The following is a 13,585-nucleotide window of genomic DNA, read 5'->3' as shown; positions in this document are numbered from 1 at the left end:
CACGGGCATAGTTTAAAGGTAGAACGAAGGTCTCCAAAACCTTTGGTCTGGGTTCGAGTCCTGGTGCCCGTGCTAAAATAATTTAGGTAAACTAAAAAATGGCGAAAGTACTTGATTTTTTTAAAGAGTCCTATATCGAAGTTACCGAAAAGGTAACTTGGCCTACTTGGGCTCAATTGCAAAATTCTGCAGTGGTAGTACTTGTAGCATCAATCCTTATTGCACTTCTTATTTTTGTGATGGATAAGGCGTCAAGCAATTTATTAGAGTTGTTGTACGGAATTACCTCCTAAATAGCAGTTAAATTTTATGGCAGATCAATCGTTAAAATGGTATGTAGTTCGTGCCGTTAGTGGAAAAGAGAAGAAGGTAAAGCAGTATGTGGAGGCCGAAGTTAGTCGCTTGGGAATCCAGCATTTGGTGCCACAGGTTTTGATACCGATGGAGAAATATTACCAAATGCGCGATGGAAAAAAGGTCGCGAAAGAACGTAACTATTATCCAGGATATGTATTGATCGAAGCGGCTTTGGATGGTGAGATCGAGCACGCTATAAAAAATTTGAACAGTGTCATTGGGTTTTTAGGCGATAAGGCAGGCAATGCTATTCCCTTGCGTCCGGCAGAAGTGAACCGTATCCTGGGTAAGGTGGACGAAATGGCCGAGCAGGGTGAGAGCATGAATGTGCCTTATTATGTTGGCGAAACAGTAAAAGTAAACGATGGGCCTTTCAACGGTTTTACCGGTGAAATCGAGGAGGTTCATGAAGATAAAAAGAAACTAACTGTCATGGTGAAGGTCTTCGGTCGTAAAACACCACTCGAGCTGAATTACATGCAGGTTGAAAAAGAATAAGCAAAAGCCCTTTTCCGAAGGGCTTTTTTATGCAGCAACCCGAACAATCGGTTTCCGTGAAAAGAAATAATTTTTTATTTCTTTTTTTTGTTATAATGGTGGTTATGTATTATCTTTGCACCTCGTTTGGTTGTATTGCATACGTGATTATAGCCTTCGAACACTAAATGTTACGTTTAAGCTTCCAACTTACTAACAAACATTTAACAATTAAATTCAAAACAAAATGGCAAAAGAAGTCAGTGCGTTAGTAAAATTACAAGTAAAGGGCGGTGCTGCCAATCCATCACCTCCAGTAGGACCTGCATTGGGTGCTAAAGGGGTAAATATCATGGATTTCTGTAAGCAATTCAATGCCCGTACGCAAGACAAACCAGGTCAAGTATTACCTGTTGTCATTACAGTTTACAGTGACAAATCATTTGATTTTATCATCAAAACACCTCCTGTGGCGGTGCAGTTGAAAGATGCTGCTAAGTTGAAGAGTGGTTCTGGTGAGCCTAACCGTAAGAAGGTTGCTGCCATCACGTGGGAGCAAGTTGAGACCATCGCGAAGGATAAAATGCCTGATTTGAACGCATTTACTGTAGAGTCGGCTATGAAAATGGTCGCTGGGACAGCACGTAGTATGGGTATTACCGTTTCCGGTAACGCTCCTTGGAACAATTAATTAACGAAATCAGTTTAAGAAAGTGGCTAGATTAACAAAAAATCAAAAAGCGGCACTATCCAAAATTGAAGCTGGTAAAGCGTATTCTTTACAAGAAGCTGCGGCTTTGGTGAAAGAGATTACTGCTACTAAATTTGATGCTTCTGTGGATATCGACGTTCGTTTAGGCGTGGATCCTCGTAAAGCAAACCAAATGGTACGTGGTATTGCGACATTACCTCACGGAACTGGTAAGACTGTACGTGTTTTAGTATTGTGTACTCCTGATAAGGAGGAAGAAGCTAAGGCTGCAGGTGCAGATTTCGTGGGTCTTGACGACTATATCAGCAAAATCGAAGGTGGTTGGACTGACGTTGATATCATTATTACTATGCCTAGTGTGATGGCTAAAGTGGGTAAATTAGGACGTATTTTAGGTCCTAGAAACTTGATGCCTAACCCTAAAACAGGTACAGTGACTACCGAAGTCGGTAAAGCTGTAACGGAAGTTAAGGCTGGTAAAATTGACTTCAAAGTTGATAAAACAGGAATCATCCATACTTCAGTTGGTAAAGTGTCCTTCGACGCAGATAAGATTTATGATAACGCATTGGAAGTGTTACAAACACTTTCCCGTTTGAAACCATCTGCAGCTAAGGGAACCTACTTTAAGAGTATTCATATCTCTTCAACAATGAGTCCCGGTATTCATGTTGAAACTAAATCAGTAGCAGGAATTTAATCATGAGAAAAGAAGAAAAACAAGAAATTGTTCAAGCTTTGGCCGAACAGATTAAATCTTACGGTAATTTCTATATTACGGATACTGCTGATTTAACGGTTGACAAAGTGAATAACATTCGTCGTAAATGTTTCGATCAAGGTATCATCATTCAGGTAGCGAAAAACTCCTTGATTGAGAAAGCTCTTGTAGAAGCAGGTATCGATTCGGAAGAGCTTCGCAGCGTGTTGAAGGGTGCATCTACTTTGATGTTCTCTGAATCAGGAAATGCTCCTGCAAAGTTGATCAAAGAATTGCGTAAAACAGGTGATAAACCAGTTTTAAAAGCAGCTTACATTCAAGAGACATCTTTTGTAGGTGACGATCAACTGAGTGCATTGGTAAGCCTTAAATCTAAGGAAGAACTTATTGCAGACGTTATTGCAGCACTTCAATCACCAGCGAAAAATGTTATTTCTGCTCTTCAGTCGGGAGGAAATACAATTTCAGGATTAGTAAAAGCTTTAGAAGAAAGAGGCTAACGAACCCCCTCTATAATAAAAGTTCGTGTATTCATTAAACATTATTTAAGTACATTCAAAAATTCAAAATAAAATGGCAGATTTAAAACAACTTGCTGAACAGTTGGTAAACTTAACAGTGAAAGAAGTTAAGGAATTAGCTGATATCTTAAAAGACGAGTACGGTATCGAGCCTGCTGCTGCTGCTGTTGCAGTTGCTGCTGCTCCTGCTGAAGGTGGCGCTGCTGCTGCTGAAGAGAAAACTTCATTTGACGTTATCTTGAAAGAAGCTGGTGGTCAGAAATTAGCAGTAGTTAAATTAGTAAAAGACCTAGCTGGTTTAGGATTGAAAGAAGCTAAAGATCTAGTGGATGGCGCTCCTAAAGAATTGAAAGCTGGTGTTTCTAAAGACGAAGCTGAAGCGTTGAAAAAACAATTAGAAGAAGCTGGAGCTGTTGTTGAGATCAAGTAATCTCACATATTAAAGCACCTTAAAGGTTTAGACTCTGTCAATATTTTGCCAGAGTCTATTCCTATTTATATTACTACATGTGTCAAATGGGTGCTGACATTTGACCCTAACACAATTACAGCATAGTTGGCTCAGTTTTTTTAAACTAAAATTCTTATTCCCTTGGCAAACAATAATATTCAAAACGAAAGAGTAAATTTTGCTACAAGTAAGAAGGTAATTGATTACCCGGATTTCTTGGACGTGCAATTGCAATCTTTCAAGGAGTTTTTTCAATTAGAAACTACTTCTGACAATCGCCATCAGGAAGGGCTGTTCAAGGTTTTCGCGGAAAACTTCCCTATTTCTGATTCAAGAAACATCTTTGTGCTTGAGTTTTTGGATTATTTTATCGATCCCCCTCGCTACGACATTCAAGAATGTATTGAGCGCGGTTTAACGTATAGCGTGCCTCTCAAGGCAAAATTGAAGTTATCTTGTAATGATGAAGAGCACGAAGATTTCGAAACCATTGTACAGGATGTTTACTTGGGTACAATTCCTTACATGACTCCCAAAGGTACCTTCGTGGTCAATGGAGCAGAGCGGGTTATTGTATCTCAGTTGCACCGTTCCCCTGGTGTGTTCTTCGGTCAGAGTAGACACACAAATGGTACTAAACTTTATTCTGCAAGGGTCATTCCTTTTAAAGGATCTTGGATCGAATTTGCGACGGACGTAAACAACGTCATGTATGCTTATATCGACCGTAAAAAGAAATTCCCGGTTACGACGTTATTACGTGCGATTGGATATGATTCGGATAAAGATATCTTGGAATTGTTCGATCTAGCTGACGAAGTAAAAGTTAGTAAGTCGGGTCTTAAAAAATATGTCGGCCGTCGTTTGGCAGCTAGGGTATTGAAGAAGTGGATCGAAGACTTCGTGGATGAGGATACAGGTGAGGTGGTTTCTATCGATCGTAACGAAATAATATTAGAACGTGAGACAGTTTTAGAGGAAGACCACATTGACTTGATTATCGACGCAGGCGTTAAATCTATTATCCTTGCGAAAGAAGATGCGTCAAACAATGCGGACTACTCCATTATATATAATACATTACAAAAGGATACGTCAAACTCTGAAAAGGAGGCGGTTGAGCATATCTACCGTCAATTGCGTAACGCTGAACCACCTGATGAGGAGACCGCACGTGGTATCATTGATCGCTTGTTCTTTTCGGACAAACGGTACGACCTAGGTGATGTTGGTCGTTACCGCATCAACCGCAAGTTGAAACTAGGTACGGCAGACGATATTAAAGTATTAACGCGGGAAGACATTATCGCCATTGTGAAGTACTTGATCAACTTGATCAACTCAAAAGCTGAAGTGGATGATATTGACCACTTATCGAACCGTCGTGTGCGTACAGTGGGTGAGCAGTTATATGCACAATTTGGTGTGGGGCTTTCACGTATGGCGCGTACCATCCGTGAGCGTATGAACATTCGTGATAACGAGGTGTTCACGCCGACTGACTTGATCAATGCGCGTACCCTATCATCCGTGATCAACTCGTTCTTCGGAACAAACCAGTTGTCACAGTTTATGGACCAAACCAATCCGTTGGCAGAGATCACGCACAAGCGTCGTTTGTCAGCCTTAGGACCTGGTGGTCTTTCCCGTGAGCGTGCTGGTTTCGAGGTTCGTGACGTTCACTATACGCACTATGGTCGTCTTTGTACCATCGAAACTCCAGAGGGACCAAACATTGGTTTGATTTCTTCTTTGGCCGTTCATGCTAAGATCAATAATTTAGGTTTTATCGAAACACCTTACCGTAAGGTGGCCGATGGTAAAGTGGTTGTTGACGAGCCTGTTGTTTATCTATCGGCAGAAGATGAAGACGATAAAACTATTGCACAGGCGAACGCGCAGTATGACGATAAAGGTAACTTCCTAGATCCTAAAGTAAAAGCGAGATACGAGGGTGACTTCCCGATTATCGAGCCAGAGCGTTTGGACTACATGGACGTTGCGCCTAACCAAATTACTTCGATTGCCGCATCATTGATTCCTTTCTTGGAGCATGATGATGCCAACCGTGCCTTGATGGGATCCAACATGCAGCGCCAAGCGGTGCCTTTGTTGCGCCCTAGTGCACCGATCGTTGGTACAGGCTTGGAGGCTCGCGTAGCATCTGACTCGCGTACCTTGATTAACGCCGAAGGCAATGGTGTAGTGGAATACGTCGATGCAAACGAAATTAAAATCCGTTACGAGCGTACCGAAGATGACCGTTTGGTCTCTTTCGATGACGACGTAAAAACATATAGATTAACGAAATTCAAGAAAACCAACCAGAATACTTGTATCAACTTGAAGCCTATTGTTATCAAAGGACAAAAGGTAAGTAAAGGTGAGGTATTGTGTGAGGGTTATGCAACCGAAAATGGTGAGCTAGCGCTTGGCCGTAACTTGAAAGTGGCATTCATGCCTTGGCAAGGTTACAACTTTGAGGATGCGATCGTGATTTCAGAGCGTGTGGTATCGCAAGATTTGTTCACTTCTCTTCATATTGAAGAGTTTGAATTGGAAGTGCGTGATACGAAACGTGGTGAAGAAGAGTTAACAGCAGATATCCCTAACGTTTCGGAAGAAGCGACAAAAGACCTTGACGAGAACGGTATCATCCGTATCGGTGCTGAGGTTAACGGTGGTGATATCTTGATCGGTAAGATCACCCCTAAAGGGGAGTCTGATCCTTCACCGGAAGAGAAACTTCTTCGTGCAATCTTTGGTGATAAAGCCGGCGATGTGAAAGATGCTTCTTTGAAGGCTTCTCCATCATTGAAAGGTGTAGTTATCGATACCAAATTGTTCTCTCGTGCGAAGAAAATGTCCAAAGAGGTCGAAAGAAAAGCATTGGACAAATTGGAGGTGGCGCATGACAAGGCTGCAAAGACGCTGAAAGAGCGTTTGGTGGAGAAGCTGTTTACGATTGTAAATGGCAAAACAAGTCAGGGGGTCTACAATGTGTACAAGGAGTTATTGGTGCCAAAAGGCGCTAAATTTACCCAAAAGATCTTGACAGATTTAGATTATACGCATATCAATCCAACGGGCTGGACGACAGACGACGATAAAAACGAGTTGATCAAATTATCGTTGCACTTCTACAACATCAAGATCAATGAGGAGCTGGGAGCATTCAAACGGGAGAAATTTGCGATCTCCGTGGGTGACGAACTTCCTTCTGGTATTGTGCAGATGGCTAAAGTTTACGTAGCTAAGAAGCGTAAGTTGAAAGTCGGGGATAAGATGGCGGGACGTCATGGTAACAAAGGTATTGTTGCACGTATCGTTCGTGATGAGGATATGCCTTTCTTGGCCGATGGAACGCCAGTTGATATCGTGTTGAACCCACTAGGGGTACCATCACGGATGAACCTTGGACAGATCTACGAAACCGTATTAGGCTGGGCCGGACAGAAATTGGGTATGAAGTTCGCTACGCCAATCTTCGACGGTGCTGAAATGGGTGAGGTAGAAGAGTGGATATCGAAAGCGGAATTGCCAGCTTCTGGTAGAACATACTTGTACAACGGTTTGACGGGAGATCGTTTTGACCAACCAACAACCGTGGGTGTGATCTACATGCTTAAACTCGGACACATGGTAGATGATAAAATGCACGCGCGTTCTATCGGACCATACTCCTTGATTACGCAACAGCCATTAGGTGGTAAGGCACAGTTCGGTGGGCAGCGTTTTGGTGAGATGGAGGTTTGGGCATTAGAGGCATTCGGTGCGTCTAACATTCTTCAAGAGATCTTAACGGTGAAATCCGATGATGTAGTTGGTCGTGCGAAAACCTACGAGGCAATCGTTAAAGGTAACAACCTACCAACTCCATCTGTACCAGAATCGTTCAACGTATTGGTACACGAACTACGCGGTTTAGGTTTAGATATCACATTAGATTAATATCAGGATGCCTGAGATGTTTTCGGACTTCTCAGGCTTCTCTATACAGCTTTAACTTTTTATAAAGTATGTCTTACAAAAAAGATAATAAAATCAAAAGTAACTTCACATCGATTACGATTAGCTTAGCTTCTCCAGAAACTATTTTGGAGCGTTCAAGTGGTGAAGTTACCAAACCAGAGACGATTAACTATCGTACCTACAAACCAGAACGTGATGGTTTATTCTGTGAGCGTATTTTTGGTCCTGTAAAGGACTACGAATGTCACTGTGGTAAGTACAAGCGTATCCGTTATAAAGGTATCGTTTGTGACCGTTGTGGTGTGGAAGTTACGGAGAAGAAAGTACGTCGTGAGCGTATGGGACACATCAGCTTGGTGGTTCCTGTAGCACACATCTGGTATTTCCGTTCCCTTCCCAATAAAATTGGTTATTTACTAGGTCTTCCAACCAAGAAATTGGATATGATCATCTACTACGAGCGTTATGTGGTTATCCAACCGGGTATCAAAGAAGAAGATGGCATTTCATTTATGGATTTCTTGACGGAAGAAGAATACCTCGATATTTTAGATACGTTACCGAAAGAAAACCAGTACCTAGATGATACAGATCCACAGAAATTTGTAGCTAAAATGGGTGCTGAGGCGATGGAGGAGTTGTTGAAACGTATCGATCTAGATCAGTTGTCATACGACCTACGTCACCAAGCGGCAAACGAAACTTCACAACAGCGTAAAAACGAGGCTTTAAAACGCCTTCACGTGGTGGAAGCTTTCCGTGGTGCTAACGGTCGTATCGAGAACCGTCCGGAATGGATGATCGTAAAGATCGTTCCTATTATCCCACCAGAGTTGCGCCCATTGGTGCCTTTGGATGGCGGTCGTTTCGCAACATCCGATTTGAACGATTTGTACCGTCGTGTTATTATCCGTAACAACCGTTTGAAACGTTTGATCGAGATCAAAGCGCCAGAAGTTATCCTGCGTAACGAAAAACGGATGTTGCAAGAGGCGGTAGACTCGTTGTTCGACAACTCGCGTAAGGTAAACGCGGTGAAGACCGAAGGTAACCGTGCGTTGAAATCTTTATCGGATATCTTAAAAGGTAAGCAAGGTCGTTTCCGTCAAAACTTGTTAGGTAAGCGTGTGGATTACTCGGCCCGTTCGGTAATCGTCGTTGGCCCTAACCTGAAATTGCACGAGTGCGGTCTTCCTAAAGATATGGCTGCAGAGCTTTACAAACCATTCATCATTCGTAAGATGATTGAAAGAGGTATTGTCAAGACTGTAAAATCCGCTAAAAAGATCGTTGACCGTAAAGATCCGGTTGTTTGGGATATTTTGGAGAATGTGCTGAAAGGTCATCCGGTTTTATTAAACCGTGCACCTACGCTTCACCGTTTGGGGATCCAGGCTTTCCAACCTACTTTGGTAGAGGGTAAAGCGATTCAGTTACACCCATTGGTATGTACAGCGTTCAATGCCGATTTCGACGGTGACCAGATGGCGGTTCACTTACCGTTGGGTAATGCGGCAATCTTGGAAGCGCAAATCTTGATGTTGGCGTCACATAACATTCTTAACCCTGCGAATGGTTCTCCAGTAACTGTACCGTCGCAAGATATGGTACTGGGTCTTTATTACATCACGAAAGGCCGTAAATCTGTAGCAGAACATACCGTAAGGGGGCAAGACATGATTTTCTATTCTCCAGAAGAGGTGATTATCGCTTTGAACGAAAAGAAAATCGATTTGCATGCTTATATCAAAGTTAAGACGAAGGCCAAAAACAAAGAAGGTCAGATTGTTGATACCATTTTAGAAACTACGGTAGGACGGGTTATCTTTAACCAGATCGTACCAGAGGAGATGGGCTTTATCAACGAATTATTGACTAAAAAGTCGTTGCGTAACGTTATTGGTGAGATTGTGAAAAATACGGGTATGGCTCGTGCTGCACAATTCTTGGATGATATGAAAGAGCTTGGATTCCAAACAGCCTTCAAAGGTGGTTTGTCGTTCAACTTGCAAGATTTGAATATTCCTGCTGCTAAGGTTGATTTGATTACACAAGCGACCAATGAGGTGGAGGAAGTGATGAACAACTATAACATGGGTTTCATCACCAACAACGAACGTTACAATCAGATCATCGATATTTGGACGCGTATCAATAACAAATTGACGGCGCACGTGATGGATATTCTTTCCAACGACAATCAAGGGTTTAACTCCGTATATATGATGTTGGATTCTGGGGCTCGTGGATCGAAAGAGCAGATTCGTCAGTTGTGTGGTATGCGGGGATTGATGGCAAAACCACAGAAGTCTGGTACTTCCGGTGGAGAGATCATCGAAAACCCGATCTTATCCAACTTTAAAGAAGGTCTTTCCGTATTGGAGTACTTTATCTCTACTCACGGTGCGCGTAAAGGTCTTGCGGATACCGCGCTAAAAACTGCGGATGCTGGTTATTTGACACGTCGTTTGCACGACGTTGCACAAGATATGATCGTTGTAGAAGAAGATTGTGCTACTTTAAGAGGTATTTATAAAACTGCATTGCGCGAAAATGACGATATCGTTGAGCCATTGTACGACAGAATTCTTGGTCGTACGCCATTGAACGATGTGTTCCATCCGGAGACCGGTAAACTGATCATTGCGGCTAACATCGATATTTCTGAAGAAGTTGCTCAGGAAATCGAAGACGCTGGTATTGAAGGGGTCGAAATTCGTTCGGTATTGACCTGCGAGTCTAAGCGTGGTGTTTGTGCTTGTTGTTACGGACGTAACTTGGCATCTGGCAAACGCGTTCAATTGGGCGAAGCTGTTGGGGTTATCGCGGCGCAGTCTGTTGGTGAGCCGGGTACACAGTTGACACTTCGTACGTTCCACGTAGGGGGTACGGCGTCTAACATCGCTGCAGACTCTAGTATTGTGGCGAAATATGACGGTAAAGTTGAATTTGAAAATGTCCGTACCGTTGCTAAAGAAGGCGAAGACGGTCCATATCAGGTCGTAATCGGCCGTTCTGGAGAGATCCGTATCGTGAACGACGAAAAGAAAGTGCTTTACACACAGGTGATCCCTTATGGTGCTAACTTGTATGTAAACGAAGGTGATCATGTTGAAAAAGGGAAAAACTTGGTCGACTGGGATCCATATAACGCGGTCATTATTTCTGAATTCCCTGGTAAAATCGAGTTCGAGGCAATTATCGAAGGGGTGACTTTCCGTGATGAGTCTGACGAGCAAACGGGGCACAAGGAAAAAGTTATCATCGAAACACGTGATAAAACGAAGAACCCGACAATCAAGATCTCTGATTTGACTGGCGATACGTTGCGTTCGTATAACATTCCTGTTGGTGCGCACGTTTCTGTTCAAGACGGGCAAAAAATCAAAGAGGGTACTATCTTAGCGAAGATTCCTCGTGCAACAGGTAAAACACGTGATATCACCGGTGGTCTTCCACGTGTAACGGAATTGTTCGAAGCACGTAACCCTTCTAACCCTGCTGTAGTAACCGAGATTGACGGTATCGTTACATTGGGGGGTGTGAAGCGTGGTAACCGTGAGATTTCTATCGAGTCTAGAGATGGACAGATCAAGAAATATTTGGTGCCACTTTCGAAACACATCCTCGTACAGGATAATGACTTTGTAAAAGCAGGTATGCCGTTATCTGATGGTTCTATTTCACCGGGTGATATCTTGTCGATCAAAGGCCCTGCAGCGGTACAAGAGTATATTGTAAACGGTATCCAAGAGGTTTATCGTCTGCAAGGGGTAAAGATCAACGATAAGCACTTCGAAACCATCGTTCACCAAATGATGCAGAAGGTGAATATCGAAGATCCGGGTGATACGAGATTCTTGGAGAAAGAAGCCGTAAACAAATGGGATTTTATGCAGGAGAACGACTCTTTATTCGATAAGAAAGTGGTGGTAGATGCAGGCGATTCCAATACGCTACGTCCGGGTCAGATCGTTACGATGCGTAAGCTTCGCGAAGAGAACTCGACTTTGAGACGACAAGATTTGAAGACGGTTGAAGTTCGCGATGCAATCTCAGCTACATCAAGTCCGTTGCTGCAAGGTATCACACGCGCATCTTTGGGCACGAAGTCCTTTATCTCGGCAGCGTCCTTCCAAGAAACGACGAAGGTACTTAACGAGGCTGCAATTGCTGGTAAGCGTGATGACTTATTGGGATTGAAAGAAAACGTGATCGTAGGTCACTTGATTCCTTCAGGTACCGGTTTGCGTCAGTATAGCAATATCATTGTTGGTTCTCGCGAAGAGTATGATCAGCTTTTAGCTTCTAAAGAAGAAGACTAGTCGTTGTGACTAAACATAAAAAAAAGGTAGCGATTTTCGCTACCTTTTTTGTTTTTGAAGCTTTGGCTAAAACCAACTGATCTGCCCGTCGCCAAAATCACCTTTTATAAAGAGCTTGTGAAAGCCAGCTGCCGTGGCGGTATCCACAACTTCCTGTGGGGTCATATTGTTTATTAAGGCGTGTATCAGACCAGCCATGAAAGCGTCTCCACTTCCAATTCGATCGATAACCTGTTGCGTTTCCAATGTCTTGGAGTGTACGTTCGCGCTTCGGTTATGGTAAGTGCCGTAGAATAGGTTGTGCTGTGGATTGTCCATAAAGCGAAAAGTATAAGCGAGATGCTTGCATCGTGGATACCGCTCAAATACCTCGTTCGCTGACATTTCCGCGGCTTCCAAATTGAGGTCTTTTGCACTGTACCTATCGAGCATTCCATCTATCGGCATACCTAGCATCTTATTTGCTGCCCAGATATTGCCCATGATGACATCGCAGTAAGCCACTAGCGAGGGCATTACCGCAATCGGTTCTTGCCCATATTGCCATAATTTATTTCGGTAATTCAAATCGACAGAAATCATTATTCCACGTTCCGATGCATTTTTTAATAGCGACTCCATAAGTTGAGCGATATTTTTGTTCAATGCAGGACTAAGGGCCGTCCAATGAAACCAGTTGATGTCTTCGAATAGTGCATCTATATCCAATTGATCTATTGTTAGTTGGCTGAAGCTGGAGTACTTTCGGTCGTATATGACTTCCCCTTTTGAAAGGCCATTGGCCGACATCAATAGGTAAGATCCAATACGGTCTCCCTGTATAACAGACTTGGCAGTATCGATGCCTAAACCCTGAAGAACGCTAAATATTTCGCTGGAAAGCGCATTTTCTGGAAAGGCACTGCTGTAGCAGACAGCATTACCCATTTGTGCCAAAGAGGCCGCCACGTTGGCTTCCGAACCACCGGGAAAAATCTCTAAGCGATTGTTTTTTTTGTCGAAGAAGCTCGTGCCCAAAAGCTGTTGTCGAATTAGGATTTCACCAAAGGATAATATACGGTTCATAGGTCGTTTGATTTATGGCGGTTAAAATAGCGTTATTTTTCTACTTTTTTTTCTGGTATTACGAAATCGTTATCGTGAATTATACGGCCATTCCTATCTATAGAGAGTAAAAAATTAGTTATTATTGGAACTTATAAACTCAAAACAAGACGATGAATATATTAGACAGATTTTCCTTAAAAGGGAAGGTGGTGGTGGTTACTGGCGGAACGGGGATTTTAGGAAAAGCTTTTGTGAAAGCACTCGCCGAAGCGGGAGCAAAAATATGTGTAATTGGAAGAAATGAAGAGCGCGCTAACGAACGCGTCAGATTGGTGCAAACGTTGGGTGGAGACGCTTTTGCCGTTGTTGCGGATGTGATGGACGAGGACTCCATGCGGTCTGCTAAAGATCTGATCATACGTAAATGGGGAACGATCGACGGCTTGGTCAATGCTGCCGGAGGTAATATTCCCGGAGCCACAATAGCTCCGGATGAAGATATTTTCGACAACAAGATCGGTCACACAATTAAAGCTATTGAATTGAATCTGTATGGCACAATTATTCCGACCATGGTATTTGGGGAGGTAATGGCTGAAAAAGGCGTCGGCTCGATCATCAATATCTCTTCGCTGGCGGCCAGCAGACCGATCACCCGCGTGTTGGGCTATACGGTTGCCAAACATGGTGTAGACGGATTCACAAAATGGATGGCTTCGGAGCTTGCTTTGCGCTACTCCAATAAAATTAGGGTGAACGCTATTGCTCCAGGTGTCTTCCTCACCGAGCAAAACAGAACGTTATTGACAAATGTCGACGGCAGTTATACGGATCGCGCAAATAAATTTGTTCAAGGAACGCCGTTCTCCCGCTTGGGAGATCCTTCCGAACTGGAAGGTACCTTGGTGTACCTATTGAGCGACGCGGCCGCGTTTGTAACCGGTGAAACAATATTTGTAGATGGTGGTTTCAACAGCTGGTCGGGCGTATAAAAAATGGAAA

The 13,585-nt window shown here is 43.2% G+C and carries 10 protein-coding genes and 1 tRNA gene; 10 read left to right on the top strand and 1 reads right to left on the bottom strand.

Going from position 1 to position 13,585, the window contains the following annotated elements; translation table 11 throughout:
• Nucleotide 1 precedes the first annotated feature (1 nt).
• The 9 genes from IE165_RS02915 to rpoC all read left to right on the top strand — a co-directional run bounded on the left by IE165_RS02915 (nt 2) and on the right by rpoC (nt 11,536).
• Nucleotides 2–72, top strand: a tRNA-Trp gene (locus tag IE165_RS02915).
• Nucleotides 73–98: 26 nt separating this feature from the next.
• Nucleotides 99–293: a preprotein translocase subunit SecE gene (gene secE, locus IE165_RS02910; protein ID WP_189625110.1), complete on the top strand. Its 195-nt coding sequence runs from the start codon at nt 99–101 to the stop codon at nt 291–293.
• Between the two features lie 16 nt (nt 294–309).
• Nucleotides 310–855, top strand: coding sequence for a transcription termination/antitermination protein NusG (gene nusG / locus IE165_RS02905; RefSeq protein WP_189625109.1), 546 nt, complete (start codon nt 310–312; stop codon nt 853–855).
• A 226-nt stretch (nt 856–1,081) separates the two neighbouring features.
• On the top strand, nt 1,082–1,525 hold the full coding sequence (gene rplK / locus IE165_RS02900) for a 50S ribosomal protein L11 (protein ID WP_189625108.1): 444 nt from the start codon (nt 1,082–1,084) through the stop codon (nt 1,523–1,525).
• 22 nt (nt 1,526–1,547) lie between these two features.
• Nucleotides 1,548–2,246, top strand: coding sequence for a 50S ribosomal protein L1 (rplA, locus tag IE165_RS02895; RefSeq protein ID WP_189625107.1), 699 nt, complete (start codon nt 1,548–1,550; stop codon nt 2,244–2,246).
• Between the two features lie 2 nt (nt 2,247–2,248).
• Nucleotides 2,249–2,767, top strand: coding sequence for a 50S ribosomal protein L10 (rplJ, locus tag IE165_RS02890; RefSeq protein ID WP_189625106.1), 519 nt, complete (start codon nt 2,249–2,251; stop codon nt 2,765–2,767).
• Nucleotides 2,768–2,840: 73 nt separating this feature from the next.
• Complete coding sequence (rplL, locus tag IE165_RS02885) at nt 2,841–3,218, top strand: 50S ribosomal protein L7/L12 (RefSeq protein WP_002992785.1); 378 nt, start codon at nt 2,841–2,843, stop codon at nt 3,216–3,218.
• 162 nt (nt 3,219–3,380) lie between these two features.
• Nucleotides 3,381–7,190 (top strand): DNA-directed RNA polymerase subunit beta, encoded by a 3,810-nt coding sequence (gene rpoB / locus IE165_RS02880; protein WP_189625105.1) that lies wholly within the window; start codon nt 3,381–3,383, stop codon nt 7,188–7,190.
• Between the two features lie 68 nt (nt 7,191–7,258).
• Nucleotides 7,259–11,536, top strand: coding sequence for a DNA-directed RNA polymerase subunit beta' (rpoC, locus tag IE165_RS02875; protein WP_189625104.1), 4,278 nt, complete (start codon nt 7,259–7,261; stop codon nt 11,534–11,536).
• A 66-nt stretch (nt 11,537–11,602) separates the two neighbouring features.
• Here the strand turns inward: rpoC and IE165_RS02870 are convergent, their stop codons facing one another.
• A complete protein-coding gene (locus tag IE165_RS02870) occupies nt 11,603–12,601 on the bottom strand; it encodes a sugar kinase (protein WP_189625103.1) in 999 nt (332 codons plus the stop codon).
• A 152-nt stretch (nt 12,602–12,753) separates the two neighbouring features.
• Here IE165_RS02870 and IE165_RS02865 point away from each other — a divergent pair, with 152 nt between their 5' ends.
• Complete coding sequence (locus IE165_RS02865) at nt 12,754–13,575, top strand: SDR family oxidoreductase (RefSeq protein ID WP_189625102.1); 822 nt, start codon at nt 12,754–12,756, stop codon at nt 13,573–13,575.
• Nucleotides 13,576–13,585: the final 10 nt, after the last annotated feature.

Source organism: Sphingobacterium griseoflavum, assembly GCF_014653155.1.
GTDB classification, from domain to species: Bacteria; Bacteroidota; Bacteroidia; order Sphingobacteriales; family Sphingobacteriaceae; genus Sphingobacterium; species Sphingobacterium griseoflavum.
Note: the sequence above shows the minus strand (reverse complement) of the source record. Positions and strands in the feature narration are given on the sequence as shown.

Bases quoted from the DNA above. Each gene is read 5' to 3' on its own strand.
- secE (WP_189625110.1), top strand. From the start codon at position 99: ATGGCGAAAGTACTTGATTTTTTTAAAGAGTCCTATATCGAAGTTACC.
- nusG (WP_189625109.1), top strand. From the start codon at position 310: ATGGCAGATCAATCGTTAAAATGGTATGTAGTTCGTGCCGTTAGTGGA.
- rplK (WP_189625108.1), top strand. From the start codon at position 1,082: ATGGCAAAAGAAGTCAGTGCGTTAGTAAAATTACAAGTAAAGGGCGGT.
- rplJ (WP_189625106.1), top strand. From the start codon at position 2,249: ATGAGAAAAGAAGAAAAACAAGAAATTGTTCAAGCTTTGGCCGAACAG.
- rplL (WP_002992785.1), top strand. From the start codon at position 2,841: ATGGCAGATTTAAAACAACTTGCTGAACAGTTGGTAAACTTAACAGTG.
- rpoC (WP_189625104.1), top strand. From the start codon at position 7,259: ATGTCTTACAAAAAAGATAATAAAATCAAAAGTAACTTCACATCGATT.
- IE165_RS02870 (WP_189625103.1), bottom strand. From the start codon at position 12,601: ATGAACCGTATATTATCCTTTGGTGAAATCCTAATTCGACAACAGCTT.
- IE165_RS02865 (WP_189625102.1), top strand. From the start codon at position 12,754: ATGAATATATTAGACAGATTTTCCTTAAAAGGGAAGGTGGTGGTGGTT.